Origin of the sequence: Paludisphaera rhizosphaerae (genome assembly GCF_011065895.1) — a bacterium.
Classification (GTDB): Bacteria; Planctomycetota; Planctomycetia; order Isosphaerales; family Isosphaeraceae; genus Paludisphaera; species Paludisphaera rhizosphaerae.
Window position 1 is genome coordinate 175,735 of sequence record NZ_JAALCR010000016.1, and the last position, 14,353, is coordinate 190,087.

Annotated in this window: 11 protein-coding genes; 7 read left to right on the forward strand and 4 right to left on the reverse strand. The window is 65.9% G+C overall.

Annotated elements, in window-relative coordinates:
- The first annotated feature begins 133 nt into the window (after positions 1–133).
- Positions 134–2,641 (forward strand): DUF1549 and DUF1553 domain-containing protein, encoded by a 2,508-nt coding sequence (locus tag G5C50_RS20865; protein ID WP_165072597.1) that lies wholly within the window; start codon positions 134–136, stop codon positions 2,639–2,641.
- Between the two features lie 31 nt (positions 2,642–2,672).
- Complete coding sequence (locus G5C50_RS20870) at positions 2,673–4,001, forward strand: DUF1501 domain-containing protein (protein ID WP_165072556.1); 1,329 nt, start codon at positions 2,673–2,675, stop codon at positions 3,999–4,001.
- Between the two features lie 3 nt (positions 4,002–4,004).
- On the opposite strand, the gene G5C50_RS20875 is transcribed toward G5C50_RS20870, so the two are convergent.
- Positions 4,005–4,442 (reverse strand): hypothetical protein, encoded by a 438-nt coding sequence (locus G5C50_RS20875; RefSeq protein WP_165072558.1) that lies wholly within the window; start codon positions 4,440–4,442, stop codon positions 4,005–4,007.
- 197 nt (positions 4,443–4,639) lie between these two features.
- Between G5C50_RS20875 and G5C50_RS20880 the strand changes: the two genes are divergently transcribed.
- The 4 genes from G5C50_RS20880 to hemQ all read left to right on the forward strand — a co-directional run bounded on the left by G5C50_RS20880 (position 4,640) and on the right by hemQ (position 10,569).
- Positions 4,640–6,676 (forward strand): YjhG/YagF family D-xylonate dehydratase, encoded by a 2,037-nt coding sequence (locus G5C50_RS20880; RefSeq protein ID WP_165072560.1) that lies wholly within the window; start codon positions 4,640–4,642, stop codon positions 6,674–6,676.
- Positions 6,677–6,914: 238 nt separating this feature from the next.
- Positions 6,915–7,571, forward strand: a complete 657-nt coding sequence (locus tag G5C50_RS20885; protein WP_240907299.1) for a hypothetical protein — start codon at positions 6,915–6,917, stop codon at positions 7,569–7,571.
- A gap of 478 nt (positions 7,572–8,049) precedes the next feature.
- Entirely contained in the window at positions 8,050–9,576 is a 1,527-nt protein-coding gene (locus G5C50_RS20890; protein ID WP_165072562.1) for a serine/threonine-protein kinase, read from the forward strand.
- A gap of 90 nt (positions 9,577–9,666) precedes the next feature.
- Positions 9,667–10,569 (forward strand): hydrogen peroxide-dependent heme synthase, encoded by a 903-nt coding sequence (hemQ, locus tag G5C50_RS20895; RefSeq protein WP_165072564.1) that lies wholly within the window; start codon positions 9,667–9,669, stop codon positions 10,567–10,569.
- 51 nt (positions 10,570–10,620) lie between these two features.
- On the opposite strand, the gene G5C50_RS20900 is transcribed toward hemQ, so the two are convergent.
- The 3 genes from G5C50_RS20900 to G5C50_RS20910 form a co-directional block, all read right to left on the reverse strand.
- Complete coding sequence (locus G5C50_RS20900) at positions 10,621–11,373, reverse strand: 3-keto-disaccharide hydrolase (RefSeq protein WP_165072566.1); 753 nt, start codon at positions 11,371–11,373, stop codon at positions 10,621–10,623.
- Between the two features lie 309 nt (positions 11,374–11,682).
- Complete coding sequence (locus G5C50_RS20905) at positions 11,683–13,224, reverse strand: hypothetical protein (protein ID WP_206107784.1); 1,542 nt, start codon at positions 13,222–13,224, stop codon at positions 11,683–11,685.
- A 199-nt stretch (positions 13,225–13,423) separates the two neighbouring features.
- Positions 13,424–13,762, reverse strand: a complete 339-nt coding sequence (locus tag G5C50_RS20910; protein ID WP_165072570.1) for an alpha/beta hydrolase family protein — start codon at positions 13,760–13,762, stop codon at positions 13,424–13,426.
- Between the two features lie 270 nt (positions 13,763–14,032).
- Here G5C50_RS20910 and G5C50_RS20915 point away from each other — a divergent pair.
- Positions 14,033–14,353, forward strand: a 321-nt coding sequence (locus tag G5C50_RS20915; protein ID WP_165072571.1) for a hypothetical protein, incomplete at its 3' end; no start/stop codon positions are given.

Below are 14,353 nucleotides of genomic sequence, written 5' to 3' on the forward strand. Positions count from 1 at the left end.
ACGACCGTCTTGTTTTTTCGTTTGCCGTGATTCGTCTGTACGATACAATCCATCCGACGTTTGTCGTTACGTCGTCGGACAGGTCGCGACGGGAAAGGAGACGTCCCCCATGCCCCGCCGCCGGGTCGGATCCATGATAGCGATCTGCGTGCTCGCCGCCCACGTCGGTTGCGGACGATCGACGACGCCGGTTTCGCCGCCGTCGTCACCGAAGGTCGTGCAGTCGCAACCCATCGCCGTCGAGCCGCCCGTCGCCCCGAGGCCGATTCTCGCGATCGACCCGATCGAGATTACGATAGCGGCCGACGACCCAGGCGTGCAACTGCTGGCGATTGAGAAGTCGCCCAATGGTCAGCCGACCGACGTTCCGCCGGGCCTTTCCTGGCGGATTGAGCCGCCGGGGGTGGCGGCCGTCGACGCTTCGGGATACGTCCGTCCTGTCGCCGCCGGCAAGGCCGAGGTCGTCGCAACCATCGACGGCCGGGAGGCCCGCGCCAGGCTCGTCGTGTCGCCCCGAGAAAACAGGCCCTGGGATTTCGCCCAGGACGTCGCGCCGATTTTGACGAAAGCCGGCTGTAATACGGGCGGATGCCACGGCCGGGCCGACGGCCAGAACGGGTTCCATCTCTCGCTCTTCGGCTACGACCCGGAAGGGGACCACATCGCCCTGACCCGGGATGCCGGCCGGCGACGGGTTTCGCTGATCCAGCCCGACGCGAGCCTCATGCTCCTCAAGGCGACGGGCGAGGCCGACCACGGCGGCGGGCCTCGGCTTTCGGTTGGGTCGCAGGATTACCAGACTCTCCTCGAATGGATCCGCGCCGGGGCCCCGCAGTCCTCGGGGACGCCGCGGTCGCCGGTCGTCAAGCTTGCCGTCGAACCGCCCTCCGCCATGATGGACAGGCCAGCCGTGCGGCAGCTTCGGGTCGTCGCGGAGCACGCCGACGGCCGCCGCCGCGACGTCACGCGCCAGGCGATTTACAAGACGCTGGACGACTCCACGGCCGTCGTCGACGCTCGCGGCCGTGCGGAACTCCTCCACCGAGGCGAGGCGGATCTCGTCGTCCGCTATGGATCGCTGGTCCAGACGACGCGGCTCGCCTCGCCCGTGAATCCGGACCTGGCGTTTGATTTCGGCAAGCTCCCACGCGAGAACCCGATCGACGCCGAATTGTTCAAGCGGCTCGAAGCACTGAAGGTCCCTCCCAGTCCTCCCGCGTCGGATGCGGCCTTTCTCCGGCGGATCACGCTCGACCTCACCGGCGGGCCACCCTCGCCGGAAGAAGTGAGAAGGTTCATCGCCGACTCCGACGCCGCCAAGCGATCGAAGCTCGTCGATCAACTGCTGGAGAGGCCCGAGTTCGTCCAGTTCTGGCGGATCAAGTTCGGCGACCTGCTCCAGATCAGCGCGGCGAGGCAGGGGAACGGCGCCTACCGATACCAGGAGTGGCTCGACGCCAAGCTCATTGAGAACGCCCCCTGGGACGACGTCGTCCGCACGCTCCTGACGGCGCTCGGCGACCCGACCGATCGCGAGAAGGGCGGCCCCGTGAATTATGCCGCCGACGCCCTGGAACCGACCGTGGCCGCCGAGCAGACGGCCCAGCGCTTCCTGGGCCTCCGGATGCGCTGCGCCCAGTGCCACGACCATCCCTTCGATGTCTGGACGCAGGACGATTACTTCGGCATGGCTGCGTTCTTCGCCCGGGTCCAGCGGACCGGGCAGGGGATGATGGGCGGCATGATGATGGCGAGTCGGCCGAACATCGGGCTGAATCCTCAAGGAGTCGTCAATCACCTTCGGACAGGCAAGCCGGCCCAACCGCGTCTCATTGACGGCAAGCCGGTCACGATCGCCGAAGGCGCGGATCCTCGCGCCACGCTCGCCGCCTGGATCACCGCCCCCGATAATCCTTACTTCGCCAGGGCCACGGCTAACTGGGTCTGGGCGCAGTTCTTCGGCAAGGGGATCGTCGACCCGCCCGACGACATGAGCCGGGCTAACCCGCCGGTTCATCCCGAGTTGCTCGACGCCCTCGCCGCTCGATTCATCGCCAGAAAGTATGACCTGCGCGACCTGATCCGGACCATCGCGACCTCGCAAGCCTACGGGCTTTCTTCAGCCACCGTCGCGGGGAACGAGAGCGATTCGCGATGGTTCTCACACCAGACGCCCCGACCGCTCTCGGCCCACCAGATGGCTGATGCACTGGCCCAGGCGACGGACGTTCCCAACCGATTCCCCGGCGCATCGCCGACCCGGCGGGCCATCCGCGTGACCGACCCCGGCGTCGCCAGCCCGATCCTCGACACCTTCGGCCGATGCCCGCGAACGACGGTCTGCGCCTCGGTCCAGACGCCTCCGCTCAGCCTCAAACAATCGCTCCTGCTGATCGGCGGGGACGTGGTCGAGAGCAAGGTCGGCAACCTCAACGGCTACCTGTCGTCGGCCCTCAAGCTGGAGCTGGAGCCTGAGGAACTGGTCGAGAACCTGTACTTCCGGACGCTCTGTCGGCCGCCGACGGCGGAGGAATCCTCGCGCTGGTCGGTCGAGTTGAAGCAGGCGTCATCGCTTCGCGAGGCGGCGGAGGATCTCCTCTGGGCGCTCCTCAACTCGCGTGAGTTCGCGTTCAACCATTGATCGGATTGGTCGATTGCGGGGGAGACTCGCCATGGCTTCCAAATCGCGACCCATCGACTGCTCAGGACCCTCGCGACGAGCGATCCTGAAGGCCGGCTCGCTGGGATTTCTCGGCCTCGGCCTGGGTGACGGGCTCTGGTTGCGGGCTCTCGCCGCACCGGGGACGGCAGGGGCGGCGAAGGCGAAGAACTGCATTCTCGTCTGGCTGGCAGGCGGGGCCTCGCACATCGACACCTTCGATCCCAAGCCCGATGCACAGGCCGACGTTCGCGGCGAGTTCAAGCCCATCGATACGGCCGTTCCGGGCGTCCAGGTCAGCGAAGTTCTCCCAAACCTGGCCAAGATCCTCGATCGTGTGACGCTGATCCGCAGCATGACCTCGCCCGAGGCCGACCACGACCGGGCCTCGCACCATATGTTGACGGGCTATCGACCTTCGCCCGCCCAGGTCTACCCGAGCTACGGCAGCGTCGTTTCCAAGTGGCGTGAGGCGAGTCGGGGGTTGCTGCCCCCCTACGTGGCGGTTCCCGATCCGCCATCCTCGTCGATGAGCGGTTATTTGACGCCCGCCTACGATCCGTTCGCCGTCTCGGGCGACCCGAATCAGGAGGGGTTCCGAGTCAGCAACCTTGCACCCCCCGATCAACTGACGTTGGAGCGTCTCCTCCGCCGCCGGGCGATGGTCAAGAGTCTGGACGAGTTCGCCCACGACGTTCCTCCGACGCCGCTGACGCGCAGCCGCGACCAGTTCGCGGATCAGGCTTACGCCTTGATGACCTCGAACGCCGCTCAGGCCGCGTTCCGCCTGACGGACGAATCGCCGGAGGTCCGTGAGAAGTACGGTCGCAACACGTTCGGCCAGTCGTGTCTGCTGGCCCGGCGGCTCGTTGAGGCCGGCGTGTCGTTCGTCACCGTCAACGACCGCGGCGCGGGGCCCTTGGGCTGGGATACGCACGCCCAGAATTTTCCGACGATCAAGAACAACCTGGCCCCGGCTCTCGACCAGGGAATTGCCGCGCTGATCGTCGATCTGGGAGAGCGTGGGCTGCTGGATGATACGCTCGTCGTCATGATGGGCGAGTTCGGCCGCACGCCAAAGATCAACGCCAACGCCGGTCGAGACCACCACGGTCGGGCGAACAGCGTTCTCGTCGCGGGCGCAGGGATTCCTAAAGGACTGGTCCTCGGCAAGACCGATGCGAAGGGTGATTCCCCCGTCGAGAAGCCGGTGACTCCGGCCGACCTGGCTCACGTCCTTTACACGAAGCTCGGGATCAACCCTGATCACAAATACCAGGCCCCCGACGGCCGGCCGATCCGACTCGTCGAGGGCGCGACGCCTCCTCGTGAACTCATTTGAGGATCAGGCGGAGCAGCAAGCGCGGCAGGCTCGCTCGCATTCACGACAGACCTCAGCGCACTTCTTGATGTGCTCGTTGTTCGAACTGTCGCAGACCTCGGCGCAGTCGCGGCAGGCGTCGGCGCAGGCCTTGTGGGCGTAGTTCGCCATGGGGCTCTTGCGGGCCATGAGCGCTGCCGTTTGCGTGCAGAAAGACTGACAGTCGTTGGTGTATGCGGCGACTTTCGCGAGCGTGGCGCCGTTCTCGGAACCGCCTTTCTGGATCTCGGCGAGGCAATGCGCCGAGACCATGTTGCAGATCGTCGCGCACCGGGCCATGGTCATCAAGTGTTCGTGTTCGGCCTTCTTCTTGTCGTCGTCGTCCCCTCTTGCGGATGAGCCGGTGGCCAGAAACCCAGCCGCACCAGCGCCGAGCAGGGTCAAAAGTTCGCGACGCTCCATGATTCGTCCTCCTCGAAGTCATGCTGAGGTCATCGGATGCCGGGCCGCGGCGGATGCAGCGGCCGCCGATGTTACGAGGGGAGGCAAAACCAGCGCCGAGAGGTGTGATTCGGGGGGTTGTTTCGACTCCTTTCCCCACGCCATGATGGAGGCGGGCGGTTCCCAGACGCCCAGTCACCAGGGCCGGGGAATGGGGCATGTCGATCGACGCCGCTGAAGAAATCCGGGATTGGAAAGATCAGGTCGATTCACCGGATATCGACTGGAACGCCGTTGCGACGAAGGCCGAGGGGCCTGCCGGTTCGCTTCCGCTCACCGATGAGATGCTGCGGATCTGGCCGTCGGGCGACCTCTTCGGGCTCTCGCAAAACGCCGGGATGGGCTGGCCTGCGGCCGAGACGGCCCGCGACCCGTTCCTCATCCTGAGTACTCAGGGGGGCCTTCGCGCGGAGGACGGTTCGCCGATCGCCCTGGGATACCACACTGGGCACTGGGAGATCGGCCTTCTCGTCCGGGAAGCCGCCCAGGAGTTGAAGCGGCTCGGCACGGTCCCATTCGCCGCGATGGTCTCCGACCCCTGCGACGGTCGTTCGCAGGGAACGACGGGCATGATGGACAGCCTGCCGTACCGCAACGACGCGGCGGTGGTCTTCCGTCGGCTCATCCGCTCGCTGCCGCTTCGAAAAGGAGTGCTGGGCGTCGCCACCTGCGATAAGGGGTTGCCGGCGATGATGCTCGCGCTGGCTGGGACGCCCAACCTGCCCTCGGTCCTGGTTCCCGGAGGCGTGACTCTTCCTCCTCGATCCGGTGAGGACGCCGGCAAGATCCAGACCATCGGGGCGAGGTACGCCCACGGCGAGATCGATCTCGAGACCGCCGCCGACTACGGCTGCCGAGCCTGCGCCAGCCCGGGAGGCGGCTGTCAGTTCCTCGGCACGGCGGCGACGGCCCAGGTGGTCGGCGAGGCTCTCGGGCTGTCGCTGCCGCATTCGGCGCTCTCGCCGTCGGGTCAGCCGGTCTGGCTGGATCTTGCGAGACGGTCGGCGCGGGCCCTCGTCGGCCTGGCCCGCCACGGCTGGAGTTCGCGCCATATCCTGACCGATTCGGCCGTCCGAAACGCCATGATCGTCCACGCGGCGGTCGGTGGTTCGACCAATCTCCTGTTGCATATCCCGGCCATCGCCCATGCGGCCGGGCTGCATCGCCCGGATGTCGTCGACTGGCACGAGATCAACCTCAAGGTTCCCCGCCTCGTCAGCGTCCTGCCCAACGGTCCAGTGCCCCACCCAACCGTCCGGCTCTTCCTCGCGGGTGGAGTGCCGGAGGTCATGCTCCACCTCCGCGAGCTGGGCCTCCTGAACGAATCGGCTCGAACGGCGTCGGGGACGACTCTGGGCAGGCTCCTCGATTGGTGGGAATCCAGCGAGCGGCGCCATCGCTCGCGCGAGCGGCTTTATAAGGAAGACGGCGTCGACCCCGACGAGGTCGTCATGAGCCCTTCTCGGGCCCGAGAGCGGGGACTGACGAGCACCGTGACGTTCCCTCGGGGGAATCTCGCCCCCCATGGGTCGGTCATTAAAAGCACGGCCATCGACGCCTCCGTGGTCGACTCTGACGGTGTTTATCGCAAGCTCGGTCCGGCGCGGGTCTTCACACGGGAGCACGACGCGATCGCCGCCATTAAGGGGCAGGCGACGATCCCCATCCGCGCGGGCGACGTCATCGTTCTGATGGGTCGTGGCCCGTTGGGGGCGGGGATGGAGGAAATCTACCAGGTGACCTCTGCCCTGAAGCACCTCCCGTTCGGCAAAGAGGTGGCCGTCATCACCGACGCCCGGTTCTCGGGGGTCTCCACGGGGGCCTGCATCGGCCACGTCAGCCCGGAGGCGCTGGCTGGCGGCCCCCTGGGGAAGGTCCGAGACGGCGATCTGATCCGGATCGTCGTCGACCGCAGGAACCTCGAAGGGGCGGTCGACATGGTTGGGACCGATGGGGAGGAGGTTGGGCCGGAGCAGGGGGCGCGGATGCTCTCGTTAAGAGATCCTCATCCGATGCTCTCTCCCGATCCCGACCTGCCGGACGACGTTCGACTTTGGGCGGCGCTCCAGGAGGCGTCCGGAGGCGTTTGGGGCGGCTGTGTTTACGACGTGGAGTCGGTGATCCGACGGCTCGCAGCCGGGAAGGACCGAAGTTCGAGGGCCGAACCTGCCGATGATGCGGGTCGAGAGGTGTGAGACGAGTTGTTGCGAGAGCCTAGGACGCCAGGGGAATTGCGGGTCAATCCGGAAATTCCTCACAGACGATGCGGCCCTCGAACGATAACTAGACCACATGGACCGGTCGCGATGAGGAAGTCGCCGGAACGATCGGTCGTCTCCACTCAAACAGGATAGCGATCCCGGCGCTGGTAGGTCGGCGAGGCAGGAAAGCCCGTCGGCGTGTTCGCGCAGTTCCCAAGGAGGGGATAAGACCATGTTCCGATCCGCGCGGCACCTAAGCCACAAAACCCCGCGCTGGGTTCGCGGCCTCGCGATGGGTGCTCTTACGGCCGCACTCTGCACGACTCACGTCGGCTGCGGCCTGTCGTACGTCTTCCGCAATATCTCGCCGCTGCATCCGACCGGCTGGTCGTTCGCATGGCCGATCTTCGCGTCCCAGTCTCAGCGGCTGGAACGCGACATGGAGCGTGAGGAGCACGACGGCCGCGTGCCCATTCTCGATCCCATCCCCGGCGACTTCGCCCCGGCCGCCTGCCTCGATCCGCCGAGCGAAGCCGAGGTGTGGGACAAGGTCCCGAAGTTCAAGAACGGCTCGCCCGTCTTCTATGAAACCCAGCGGAACAACGTCCGGTTCCTGATCGAGAAGATCGGCGAGAAGACCGATCCCTGCCGGATCTACCCGCTGGCCGGGCCCTGCCAGCTCGTGCACTGCCATTACAAGTGCACCGTCTATTACGACGAGCTGTACTGGGCGGACTACCCGATCCCGTTCAACCACGTGGATCACAAGGTCGAGGTCGTCTATATCGACAAGGACCACCTCCGCCGGTGCGCCGGACCGCCGGCCATCGACGCCCCGCCGGCACCGCTGCCGGTCAATCCGACGACCGGCGCCACGATGACCCACTGATCGCCTGTCGAGATTTTCCGAAAGAATTCGAGCCGTCGCCCTGGGCGTAAATCCCGGGGCGACGGCTTGTTGCGTTGCCTATTAGATCCGACTTTGTGGTTTTGTTAGAGAATGAGCGTCACGTGATGCCTGGGTGCTACGAATCTAGATCGCGTGGCGAAGATGCGACGATGAAGTCTCAAAAGTGCATCGTCCATCCCGTCCGTCGAAGTTCCGCAACACCTGTCTGCCGTCAGCCGCGTTCGCGGCCGGCGGCTTGAGATTGCATCGCGAACTCTCAAGCGGCTTGTGGAGCGACACCGTGAGGACCGACAAAGCCCCGTGTTCCCTCCCCGCCAGTTCGATTTTGATGACGGATCGCTTAGGGTCCATGAGGGAGGATCAGCAGGCGTCTGGGCCGTGGTCCTGTAGGAAGGACCGACCCAGCCCAAGGCGGCGTACGGGCGGCCGCTCGACGAAGCCCAAGGAGCCTCGAACGATGAGTCCTCCCGTCCGGGTCGTCTGTCGTGGATGCCTGCGGAGCGTCGAGCTCGCGTCGGACGTCACGGCGCCGCAGTCGGGATCATGTCCGTTCTGCAGCCAGCCGCTCGACAGCCGGCTGGCGATGGACGGGCCGACGCATGAGCCCGATGACCTGATGGCGGCGTCGGACGACGGTGGTCCGGTCACCCGCCGATCTTCTTCGACGTGGGTCGCGACGTGGTCTCGCGGGTCGCTCGGGATGCTGGGACGGTTCCAGCTTCGGGAGCGGCTGGGGGACGGCGGCTTCGGCGAGGTCTATCTCGCCTACGATCCTCGGCTTGACCGCGACGTCGCCCTCAAAGTGCTTCGTCAGTCCAACCCCAGCGATCGGGTGATGGAGCGGTTCTTCCGCGAAGCCCGTGCCGCGGCCCGGCTGGACCATCCCAACATCGTGTCGGTCTACGATTCGGGGTTCGATCGGGGACGTTGCTGGGTCGCGTATCAGAAGGTCAGCGGCAAGCCCCTCTGGTGGTTCTTCGATCACCAACCGATCACCCCCGTCGAGGCCGCTCGCCTGCTCCGTGATCTCGCCGAGGCGGTGGACTACGCTCACAAGCATGGGGTCGTCCACCGGGACATCAAGCCGGCGAACATCCTCATCGACGACCGCGGCCGTCCTCGACTGATCGACTTCGGACTGGCCCGCCGCGCCGACCTGGATTCCAGCCTGACCAGCGACGGCGCCGTCGTCGGGACTCCCGCTTATATGAGCCCCGAACAGGCCCAGGGGTACAGCCGGCAGGTCGACGAGCGGAGCGACGTCTTCAGTCTGGGCGTGGTGCTCTTCGAGACGCTCGCCGGGCATCGGCCGGAGTCTTTGTCGACGGTCCGCACTCTGGCCAACGGTCAGGAGGGGCCCGAAACTTCCCCATCCGCCGAGGACTGGGCCGAGGTCAGTCCGGCCGTCCCCGCCGGCCTGGTCGCGATCTGCAAGAAGGCCACGGCCGAGCGTCCTGACCATCGATACCCCAGCGCCCGCGCCCTGGCCGACGACCTTGACGCCTGGCTTCGCGAGCAGGCCCGAGAAGTCGCGCCCCCGCCGGCGCCACGGCGAATGCTGTCGACCATCGCGACCACGCTCGTTCTGGTCGCCGCCAGTCTGCTGGTTGGCTATTTCGCAGCCGTCCAGATGCAGAAGCAGCCGAAGGAGGCTCCGAAGGATGCCCCGCTCGCCCTCGCTCAACTCTCCGGAGAGCCGGGAGACGCCGGGTTGGTCGGCGATCCCTCAACAGACGCCGAGTCCGGGGAGTCGGCCTCGAAACTCGAGCGTTCCTCGCAGGCGGACGAGGGTTCGCAAGATCTGTTCGTCGCAAACCGTGGCAGCAAACTCTTTCACAGCGCGACCTGCCCCCGCTCGCATCGTGTGTCTCCCGCCAACCGGGTCGGTTTCGAGAGTTCCGAAGACGCGACCGCCGCGGGCTTCGAGCCCTGCGAATACCTTCAGCGGTCGGGGGTTGGAAGCAAGTCGACGCCCAGGCTCTGACCCGCCCTCTCCTTGCCGGTAAGCTCGCCAACGTCCTACAATCTTCGTCGGAGCGTGACGCAAAACGACGACGATTGCCGAGGACCGACGATGAGCCAGGAGAGCGCCGCGAGCACCCATCCCGAGTCGACCGGGGGCAACCCCACAGGAGGCCGACCGGCGCGACGGCCAGCGTCGCACGACATCCCAGCGTCGCTCGTCCCCACGAGCGGCTGGCACTTCCTTCACCTCTTCTACAAGGTCGACCGCGAGGCCCTTCACAGGCTTCCGGACACCGCTCGATACAGTGGTCGCGACGCATTGGTCGAGATCCTCGGCGCGAAGCCGACGGGGGTCGAGCAGTTCCAGTGCTTCGCCGTCCCCGGCCACAAGGCCGACTTCGGCGTGATGCTGGCCGGGACCGACATCAAGGCGATCCACGGCGTGCAGAACGCGCTCGCGGCCTCACCGCTGGGGCCCGCCCTCATCCCGAGCTACTCCTTCTACTCGATCACTGAGGTCTCGGAGTACGTCCCTGACGCCGAGCAGTACGCCGCGATTCTCCGCGACCGAGAGAAGCTCGACCCCGAGAGCAGCATGTTCAAGGCCAAGGTCTCCTCGTACGCCGAGCGCCTGGGGCTGATGAACAAGCACCGGATGTATCCCGAGTTCCCCGACTGGCCCTGCTTCTGCTTCTACCCCATGAGCAAGATGCGCCAGGGGGAGCAGAACTGGTATCTGCTCCCCTTCGCCGAGCGTTCCGAGTTGATGTCCCAGCACGGCCGTTCCGGGATGGCTTATGCCGGGAAGGTCAGCCAGGTCATCACGGCTTCGACCGGCCTGGACGACTGGGAATGGGGCGTCACTCTTTGGGCGAAGAATCCCCTCTTCCTCAAGGACATCGTCTACACGATGCGCTTCGACGAAAGCTCGGCCAAGTACGCCCTCTTCGGCGACTTCTACTTCGGCTACATCGTCCCGCCCGCCGAGCTAGCCGACGTCCTCAAGATCTGAGTCGGGGAAGCCAAGGGGGCCCGAGCCACCAGCCCGTGGCCCCCTCATGATTCACTTCAGTTCTTTGATCGAGATATTCTTGAACTGGACGAGGCTGGGCGGGCCCGACCACTCGCCGGCCTTGTTCTTGCCGCCGTGGTGCTGGAAGGCGATCCGGCCCTTGTCGGGGAGTTCGGGGATCGTCGCCCCTTCGATGACGACCACGCCGTTGAGGACCGTTCGGACGGTCTTCCCCTTCACGGTGATCTCGAAGTGGTTCCACTCGCCGACGGGCTTGTCGGCCTGATGCTTCGGCGTAACCGCGGCGCGAACCTCGGGCGAGGTCGCCTTATCCGTCCGGACGCCGTACATCTCGCCCGAGCCGATGGGCCAGCACCAGATGTTGACCTGGTATTTGCCTTCGCCGCGGAGGTACACGCCGGAGTCCGCGTCGGGCAGCGGCAGCTTGTACTCCTTGCCGTCGATGTCCTTGGCGTGGGTGCCGTCGGGGAGGATGTAGGGGACGTTCTTGTTGATGAACGGGGCCTCTTTCAGCCGCCAGTCCAGCTTCAGGACGAAGTCGGTGTACTCGCCGTCGGACCAGAGGTTCTTGTCGGTCTTGGCCTCGCTGAGGGCGTCGTAATCAATCGCGCCGTCGACGATCTTCCAGTGGCCGCCGTCCCCCTCGGGGAGCTTCCAACCAGTGAAATCCTTGCCGTTGAACAGTGAGACGAAGCCGTCGGCATCGGCCGTCCCCTGCGCCCAAGCGACTGGAAAGGCGGCGAGGGCCAGGCCGGCGACGAGTGAGAATCGCGTCTTCGACATTCACGGGCTCCTTGATGCGTCCGCAAAGGAATCAAGGCCCCCATCGTGTCGCGTCGGTCGACCAGTCGCAAGCCTCCGGCATTACGGCCATCGCACTAAATGTGGGGGGCTGGATAGTCTGGGAGCCCTTGAAGCTTCGCAAATTTACCCTGTTCGCCTACCTTTAGTGCGTGGCCACTGGCGTGCCGCTCGTGGCCACTGGCGTGCCGCTTAGTGCGTGGCCACTGGCGTGCCGCGCCTGCCTTGAGTGCGTGTCGGCTGACTGACTCCCGGGCGTCGCTCGTGCGATGTCTCAAGAATCCCCTCGCGTCAGGGGATGATGCCGGACGCCTTCGGGGCGATCGTGAAGGAAGAGTCGCCGCCGAGCGCGACGCCGTCCTGGCTGGTCAGGCCCCCGGCGGCCGAGTTCAAAAGGACGAGGCCGCCCTGGGCGTACCGTGCCCGGGTCGACCGGGTCGTGATCGTCACGCTCGATCCGTCCGGATCGGCGGCGACGGAAAGGATCGGCACGGGCCTGTACGCCGTGACCGTTCGGCCCCTCACGGACCTCTGGACGGCGTAGGAAATCCGGTAATTCCTGGGCGCCGCCAGCGACGAGGGGTCCATGGCGGTATTGAACGTGAACGTGAAGCCGACGAGCGGGGCCCCGGCCGGCCTCCCCAGCCGGTCTTGCCTCCTCGCAATGGCCGTGATCGCCTCGGTCGTTACGGCGGGCGTCATCGCCCCGCCGGGCTTAGGCGTGAGCACGCTGGAGGCGATCTCCAGCAGGTGCTTCACCGTGTTCATCGCCGGGTTCGCGGCCGCGTCCGTGGCGTAGCGCGACAAGATCGGCCCGACGTACGTATCCTCCAGGTGAGCGGCCGTCGAGGCGTCGTAGCCCCACCACTGTATGTTCAGACCGAGGTACCGGACCGCCAGATCCTGGAGCACGTAGACGACCGTCCGGCTGTTGTTGAACGCCCCCGCGCCGATGGCGCCGGTGTTGACCAGTGGGAACTCGACCGAGGCGTGCGCCTTGGCAAGGGAGAACCCGGCCACGAAGGAGTTGAAGAGGTCCTCGACGACGGGCAGGCTCGTCTGGTCCTTCGTGCTGTCCAGCTTCGGGGCCGCGATGGCGACCACGTTGAACTTCTGTGGGACGGCGAGGATGGTCGAGTTCTTGTCGAGGACGTCCTTCGAGGCGTCCTGGAACTTACCGATCGCGGCCGTGTTGATGCTCATCACCCGCTCGACGTTGGTGAAGAGCCACGGCTGCGGACTCCCCTGCAAGAGCCCCGCGGCGCTCTTCGACTGGGCGTCGTTCGAAATTCGCGTGTCGACGCTCTTGGTCGCCGCGGCGTTGGCGAGCTCGGGCGTCTCCAGGAACATAACCTCTTCCTGCACGAACCCGGACGAGAAGACCCCGCCGCCCAGGTACTGATTGGCGAAGTCGACCCAGAAGGCGTTGGCCTGGCCGGGATTCTTGTCCTTGTAATCGTAGAAATCCGACGTCGCCGAGATCCGCGGCGGGTGATTGACGAACGGCTTGGAGAAGTACGCCGGCGTGCCGCCGGCCCCATCCTTTAGAACGAATCCGTTCGTAACCGGATCGAGCTTGTAGGCCATCATGGACGAAACAAAGCCCGCGGGAAGGTGGCTGTACGCCTTCTGAAGCAGGAACGCCTTCTTCAGGCCGTCGGACGTGGTAGGAGCCGTGTTGAGCTTGGCGATCTCGGCCTGGAGGGGCTTGGGGAAGTCGAACGTCGACAAAAGTTGCCTCGGCTCCAGGTCCTCGGGCGCGATCCGGATGCGATTCGCTCGCCGCCCCCCGCGCTCGTCGCGAGGAGGATTCTGATGTAGGTTCATGGTCATGGTGTCGCCTTCGACGGGCGGCCAGGGTCGCCGACCAATACGATGTTCATCCGCCGGATCGTCCGATCCGACGGCCGGGCCGAGACCTTCCTCGGCGACGGAGCCCTAAAATCGACTCAACGAGAATATAGACGCCAGGCAAGTCCTCCGCGACGGCTCACGCGAGACTTCGGGGACGTCACCGGATCGCGCGTCGAGGTTATTCGAACTTCCCGGCGGTGCAGAAGTCCAGGACCAGGCGACGGTACCGATCCGGATCCATCGCGGGAAGGTCGTGGTGGTCGCCCCCCGGGAAGATTTCGAGGCGGCCGTGGGAGCGCACGCGTTCGAACAGGGCATGGGCCTCCTCCGGCCTGGCCAGGTCGTCGGCGCCGCCGGCGAGGATGAGGACCGGCACGGTGGCGGGGATGTGCTCGACGGCCCGCAACGGGGCGATGGCCTGGAAGTCGGGCACGACCAGCCGGGCGACCGTCCGGAGGCCCAGGTAGGCCGAGGCCCGTTGGCCTGGCCAGGCACGTTGGCCTGGCCAGGCACCCAAGGGGCACGTTGGACTGGCCACGTTGGCCTGGCCAGGCACCCAACGTTGGCCTGGCCAGGCACCCAAGGAGGGTAGCCTGGGCAGGATCGGCAGACATTCAGGCCCGTTCGTTGGCCTGGCCACGTTCGTTGGCCTGGCCAGGCACCCAAGGAGGGTAGCCTGGGCAGGATCGTCAGACATTCAGAGAGACACATCCGTTTCTTTTCGGCAGCATAGTGGACAAACGGCGACTGGCGTTCTAGGGTCGGATGTACAGGAGGTCGCCGTATCATGGCCACGCTGCGGTCGAAGCTCGTCGACGAGTCGGTCACGCCCTGGTATCACTGTGTCTCGCGGTTCGTCCGGCGGGCGAGGCTCTGCGGCGACGGGGCATCGCATCGCAAGGACTGGATCGTTCACCGGTTGCGCGAGCTGGTGGGGATCTTCGCCGTCGACTGCGCGGGCTTCGCGGTGATGGACAACTACCTGCACCTGTTGCTGAGGCTCGATTCGCCGCGAGTTCGGGGGTGGTCGGACGAGGAGGTCGCCCGCCGCTGGCTGACGCTCTTCCCGATCCGCGACCTCGCCGGAAACGCTCTGCCGATCCTCGAT

Bases quoted from the DNA above. Each gene is read 5' to 3' on its own strand.
- G5C50_RS20865 (WP_165072597.1), top strand. From the start codon at position 134: ATGATAGCGATCTGCGTGCTCGCCGCCCACGTCGGTTGCGGACGATCG.
- G5C50_RS20870 (WP_165072556.1), top strand. From the start codon at position 2,673: ATGGCTTCCAAATCGCGACCCATCGACTGCTCAGGACCCTCGCGACGA.
- G5C50_RS20875 (WP_165072558.1), bottom strand. From the start codon at position 4,442: ATGGAGCGTCGCGAACTTTTGACCCTGCTCGGCGCTGGTGCGGCTGGG.
- G5C50_RS20880 (WP_165072560.1), top strand. From the start codon at position 4,640: ATGTCGATCGACGCCGCTGAAGAAATCCGGGATTGGAAAGATCAGGTC.
- G5C50_RS20885 (WP_240907299.1), top strand. From the start codon at position 6,915: ATGTTCCGATCCGCGCGGCACCTAAGCCACAAAACCCCGCGCTGGGTT.
- G5C50_RS20890 (WP_165072562.1), top strand. From the start codon at position 8,050: ATGAGTCCTCCCGTCCGGGTCGTCTGTCGTGGATGCCTGCGGAGCGTC.
- hemQ (WP_165072564.1), top strand. From the start codon at position 9,667: ATGAGCCAGGAGAGCGCCGCGAGCACCCATCCCGAGTCGACCGGGGGC.
- G5C50_RS20900 (WP_165072566.1), bottom strand. From the start codon at position 11,373: ATGTCGAAGACGCGATTCTCACTCGTCGCCGGCCTGGCCCTCGCCGCC.
- G5C50_RS20905 (WP_206107784.1), bottom strand. From the start codon at position 13,224: ATGACCATGAACCTACATCAGAATCCTCCTCGCGACGAGCGCGGGGGG.